The organism is Methyloglobulus sp., from assembly GCF_040079455.1.
In the GTDB taxonomy this organism is placed as follows: domain Bacteria; phylum Pseudomonadota; class Gammaproteobacteria; order Methylococcales; family Methylomonadaceae; genus Methyloglobulus.
The window spans coordinates 1-4,893 of record NZ_JBEBKJ010000139.1; the positions used below are offsets into that span (position 1 = coordinate 1).

Here is a 4,893-nt window from a genome sequence, read left to right on the forward strand (position 1 = left end):
TCGCATTCAAAGTTAGGCTATCAATCCCCGTTGCAGTTTGAGCGGGATTTTTATAAGAAGGCTGTCTAAAAAAGTGTCCGGTTTATATTGACCATTACAAAACTCAGCGGTAGACAAATGAGGCACAAAAAATGAATTTACCAATCCTGCGTTGTTGGCAGGATTGTGGGTCTTCCTCCCTATGCCATGAAATCATGGAGTCATATTCCCAAGAGGAACTGAACCGATTGAAAGTCGCTGCTCGAAAAATTCTATGAAAAATCGTGTAGATACCTATGCCCTTAATGGCATAGGTGCTGTATATTTGTTGCGAAGAGCTTCTGGGGTTGGTTCTTTTTTGGTTTTCCTTGGTTATGGAGATTGCTCTTAGTCAATATCGGCTAGAGCGGCAAGATTATTCTATTATCATACAGTTCTTAGGTGCTTTTACTCCTCTATAGCCACAGGTAATGGGGTAGCGTCTATCCCTGCCAAAGGCTTTTGAGGTAATACGAATGCCGGGCGGTGATTGCCTACGTTTATATTCGTTCCTATCTACGAGATTAATCGCCCTGGCGACGTGTTCAGGGCTGAAACCGGCGGCTATGATTTCACTGGCGGATTGATCCTTTTCCACGTAACGTTCCAGTATTGCATCTAATAGCTCGTAGGGCGGTAAAGAGTCTTCATCAACCTGGTCTGGTGCAAGTTCAGCCGACGGTGGGCGGGTAAGGACACGTTCCGGAATGACGGGCGATAACTCATTACGGTAACGTGCGAGCTGGTACACCAACATCTTAGGTACGTCTTTGACAGGCGCAAAGCCGCCAGCCATATCACCATATAACGTGGCGTAACCAACGCTCATTTCGCTTTTGTTGCCGGTGGTCAGCAGCAATTTACCTTGTTTGTTGGACATCGCCATCAGGATAATCCCTCGGCAACGTGCCTGAATATTTTCTTCGGTGGTATCTTTTTTCGTACCAGCAAAAACCTCTGCTAACATGCCCGTAAAAGCATTGACGGCGGGTTCTATAGGGATAGTATGGTATTTAACGCCCAAAGCGTCTGCTTCCAGCACAGCATCTTCGTTGCTCATCCCTTGGGTATAGCGGGATGGCATGAGGACGGCTTCGACTTTATCGCTCCCTAACGCATCAACTGCGAGCGCCAATACCAAGGCGGAATCTATGCCGCCAGATAAGCCTAAAATTGCGCCGCCAAAGCCGTTCTTCCGTACATAATCTTTTATGCCCAACACCAAGGCATGATACGCGCTGGCGGTTTTGTCATATAACGGCACACATCTGCCTGGTACGGGTTTATTGTCGATAATTTCAACTAAGCCAATGCGTTCTTTAAACTCTTCGGCGCGATAGACGATTTCGCCCTGGTCGTTTGCGACAAATGAAGCGCCATCAAAAATCAATTCATCCTGACCGCCAATTTGGTTGACGTAAATCAAAGGAATTTTTGCGGTTTTGACTTGAGAGTAGATAACCGCTTCGCGCTGATGAATTTTACCTAGATTAAACGGTGACGCATTCAAGGTCAGCAATAATTCTGCACCGGCTTGTTTGGCCGCATCAATGATGCCTTTTTGCCAGACATCTTCACAAATGGTCAAGCCAATAAAACTGCCATTAAACTCAAATACACACGGCTGATTGCCAGCAGTAAAGTAGCGCCGTTCATCAAATACCCCATAATTAGGTAATGCTTGTTTCCGATAACATGCGAGCGTAACGCCTTGGTGCAACACGATTGCGCTGTTATACAGCCTGCCATCCTCCGCGAGTTCAGGAAACCCTACTACTAAAGCAATATCACTTACGTTTTCGGCGATGTAGTGGATGGCATTATTGGCTTCTTCGATAAAGTCGGCACGAAAAAGCAGGTCTTCTGCGGGATATCCGGTAACGATAAGCTCAGGAAAAACAATCAGTTCCGCACCTAACTCTTCACGAGCATGGCTTGCGGCATTGATGATGTTATCAACATTGGCAGCTATGTTGCCGACCAGGAAATTGATTTGGGCCAGCGCTATTTTTAGGGATGGTAATGACATTCAGCTAGTTTCAAGTCTATATGACGGGCGGGGAGAACTTATGCGTGATAGCTTTAAGGGGGAATCTCTAAAAACTCCTTCTCCCTCCGGGAGAAGGTTGGGATGAGGGATTTAAAAGCAAACATTTACAACCCTCATCCTAGCCCTCTCCCAGAGAGAGGGGATTTTTAGAGACACCCTTGATTATAAGCCTATTTTTCAACTAAGTAGGGTCGATTTTTGATCCTTTGTTTTAGGGGATTCTTTTTGTGGTGTGTATGAGTCAGAATTGCTGAATTTATTTGTTATTCTGTTCTGAATCCCGCTGTATCTCTCTTGCTTGGCTCAAAAATAAGGTAAAATGCCCTGACAATAGAATCTATCCATGCGTCTGAAAAAAAGAGCCGTTATTATTGGATTGGGTATGCCTACATTCCCATAATTTTGAGTAATTTTATCAATTTTTATTTAGCTGTGGGCTGTTCCGACTCAACGCCTGTCATTATAGGCGGGGGGGCTGCTGCGGCAGGAAAGTTGATAGTTTGCATTTCTTCGTATTTTTTCTTCTGCTTGGGTGTTAAAACGGCATCAAGGTGGACCTGCCTTTTTTTACTAATGTCTCTGATCTCTTTCCTTAACGCTTGAATTTTATCGTGGGTCTCTGTAAACACCTTATTTAGTTCTTGGGTTTGTTTTTCATTAAGGCTCAACGCCGACTTTAACGATGCCACGTATGGATCGATTTTATCGGCGGCCACAGCAAGCTTGTTAGTTAATATTCCGAATAGTATTATCAGTGCTACTGCTTGCAATATTTTCATAGGTTACCTCATATTATCAACAAATAATTATTAAATTGAGATTAGTTGAATGCCAAGTTGCCACCAACATGTTTTATTTTTGTTAGTAGCCACGATTATAGAATAGCGCGCTCGGTCTTTCATTAAAATTATCTACAATAAATAGCGCAATATTTAACATTGCAATACCCAGCGATCATTCTTCCTCTAGCAAATCGTCAGCTAATATAGCTTGGGTTGGTATGGTCACAAATGAGTAAAGTGTGACCGAAAAAAAACCCGTCCTAATAAATCAGGACGGGTAACTAAACACCCTATTTTTCTAATTTTGCTTAGAATGGTTGAGGTTTTACATTTCTGATGTACAACGTTCCTGTTTGATCGAAGCCGTCAGCATCGTTAAATCCTTTCGTCCAAATTTCTATTTGACAAGCTGCAGTAGACTTGTCTGAGAACAAACGGTCTTTCACAAAATGTGTTTTGCCGATATTGCCATCAGAACGGGTAGCGGCTGAACGTTGCCACCATTTGTCTTGAGGAATGGTGTTCTTGCTAACAAATTGCAAGCCCCAGTCATAGATGACCGGTACCGAAGAACAACCATATATGCAGGAGGAGCGAACCATAGGATCAGTCCTGTAAAAGTCCTTAATTACCCCGCCTGTTAGCTTGTCAAAATTACCATTAACATTCTTAACATCGAAGTTACCGGATTGAACCATCATTTGCCCCGTTCTATTGTACCGTGCTATGGTACTGTATACAGGGAGGCTGCTACCAGCAAAAACATTTGTACCTAAACCAGTTACGTTATAGACGGTTCCTGGTGGTTGTAGCACAGGCATTCCTTGCGCCACATCCAAATGGAATTGAGGGTTACCACCGGAGCTAACATCAACTCCACCAGAACCGTCAAGGTCTACGAGTACGCTGAGATTCCAAGGACTCTTAGCCGCAGCAGCGGCACAGCCACCTTGATAGATAACGGCCTCAGCTTCCTGTAGCACACCTTCAAGTGCTGCAAAAGCGGCTTTTTCACTGGTAAACATATTAGGGGACGACGATCTACCCAGCGGTCCAGATCCATAGGGTGATGGAGGTGCTGGTGGGCCAGCGCTTACAGTAAATGCGGTACCCATTAAAATGGCTGAGACCAAAACGGTGTATTTTGTTTTCATAAGTTTTCTCCTGGTATATATCTAATTAACAAGCCCAATCAGGCTTGTGTTTGTGTGGACTCACGCCCACCCCACCTTAATACTAGCGTCTTAAAGGCATCCAATTCGCTAGTTAATTTGGGTAGATAGAAGTTCTCTACCTGGAACAGATGTTACATAAAAATTACGGGATTTTCTGTGGAGGAATACTTATAAAAATGGGTAATGGTTCTCTTTACATATCTTTTATTTTGTGCCTTGAAGCCGTTGGCGGATTCAGCTCCGAAGTGCAATCCCAGTTATCATGCGACCTTTGGCAAAGTATCAGCAAAAAAGACCAAATGGGGTGTTTGTAATGAAACGTCTTGCGATGGCACTGGTTGAGTTTTTCATGGCCTGCAAACTCTTTGCCGTTATCTGCGGTAATGTTAGCGTCCTGTCCAAATAGGGTTTTAACTGCATTATGGTTAGTTGAGGGACGAATCATTGCCAGCTTATTCAATAGCCCATTGCTTGAACGCCGAAGGGCATTGGTTTGCTGCCATGATAGATCTTTTATTTGCGCCCAATATTTCAGCGATCAAGTTTCAGAGAAAATAGCGAATTTGTTTGGGTTGCTAGGGACTGTTCTCAATTAGCGATAACTTATTGAATATAAATAATTATAATAAAGTTGGTTGTTTTTTAGCCAATTGATTTATATTGAAATTTACTTTAATTGAGAAGAGTCCCTAATGTATGAGTAAAAAAACGGCAAATGGAAAATCACTGGATCTAGGGTGTGGCAATAATCTGCGAAATCCATATAAGGGGAGACCTTTGCACAAACAGCAGAAACTCCGGCTGACTGGTCAAAAGCCGATTTTTTTGAATTGGCATTCACCTTAATGGGCGGTATTCGGCTGAAATA

Annotated in this window: 5 protein-coding genes; all 5 read right to left on the reverse strand. The window is 43.4% G+C overall.

Annotated features, from left to right (window positions below; all coding sequences use genetic code 11):
• Nucleotides 1–394 precede the first annotated feature (394 nt).
• Nucleotides 395–2,047 (reverse strand): NAD+ synthase, encoded by a 1,653-nt coding sequence (locus tag ABL924_RS17770; protein WP_349028433.1) that lies wholly within the window; start codon nt 2,045–2,047, stop codon nt 395–397.
• 443 nt (nt 2,048–2,490) lie between these two features.
• The gene (locus tag ABL924_RS17775) at nt 2,491–2,847 is read right to left on the reverse strand and encodes a hypothetical protein (RefSeq protein WP_349028434.1); all 357 of its coding nucleotides are present in this window, start codon (nt 2,845–2,847) and stop codon (nt 2,491–2,493) included.
• A 311-nt stretch (nt 2,848–3,158) separates the two neighbouring features.
• Nucleotides 3,159–4,004 carry a hypothetical protein gene (locus ABL924_RS17780; protein WP_349028435.1) on the reverse strand — a complete coding sequence of 282 codons (846 nt, stop codon included), beginning with the start codon at nt 4,002–4,004 and terminating at the stop codon, nt 3,159–3,161.
• Nucleotides 4,005–4,218: 214 nt separating this feature from the next.
• Nucleotides 4,219–4,485 carry a hypothetical protein gene (locus ABL924_RS17785; RefSeq protein WP_349028436.1) on the reverse strand — a complete coding sequence of 89 codons (267 nt, stop codon included), beginning with the start codon at nt 4,483–4,485 and terminating at the stop codon, nt 4,219–4,221.
• Nucleotides 4,486–4,692: 207 nt separating this feature from the next.
• Nucleotides 4,693–4,893 (reverse strand): hypothetical protein (locus ABL924_RS17790; RefSeq protein WP_349028437.1); only part of this gene is annotated, 201 nt, incomplete at its 5' end.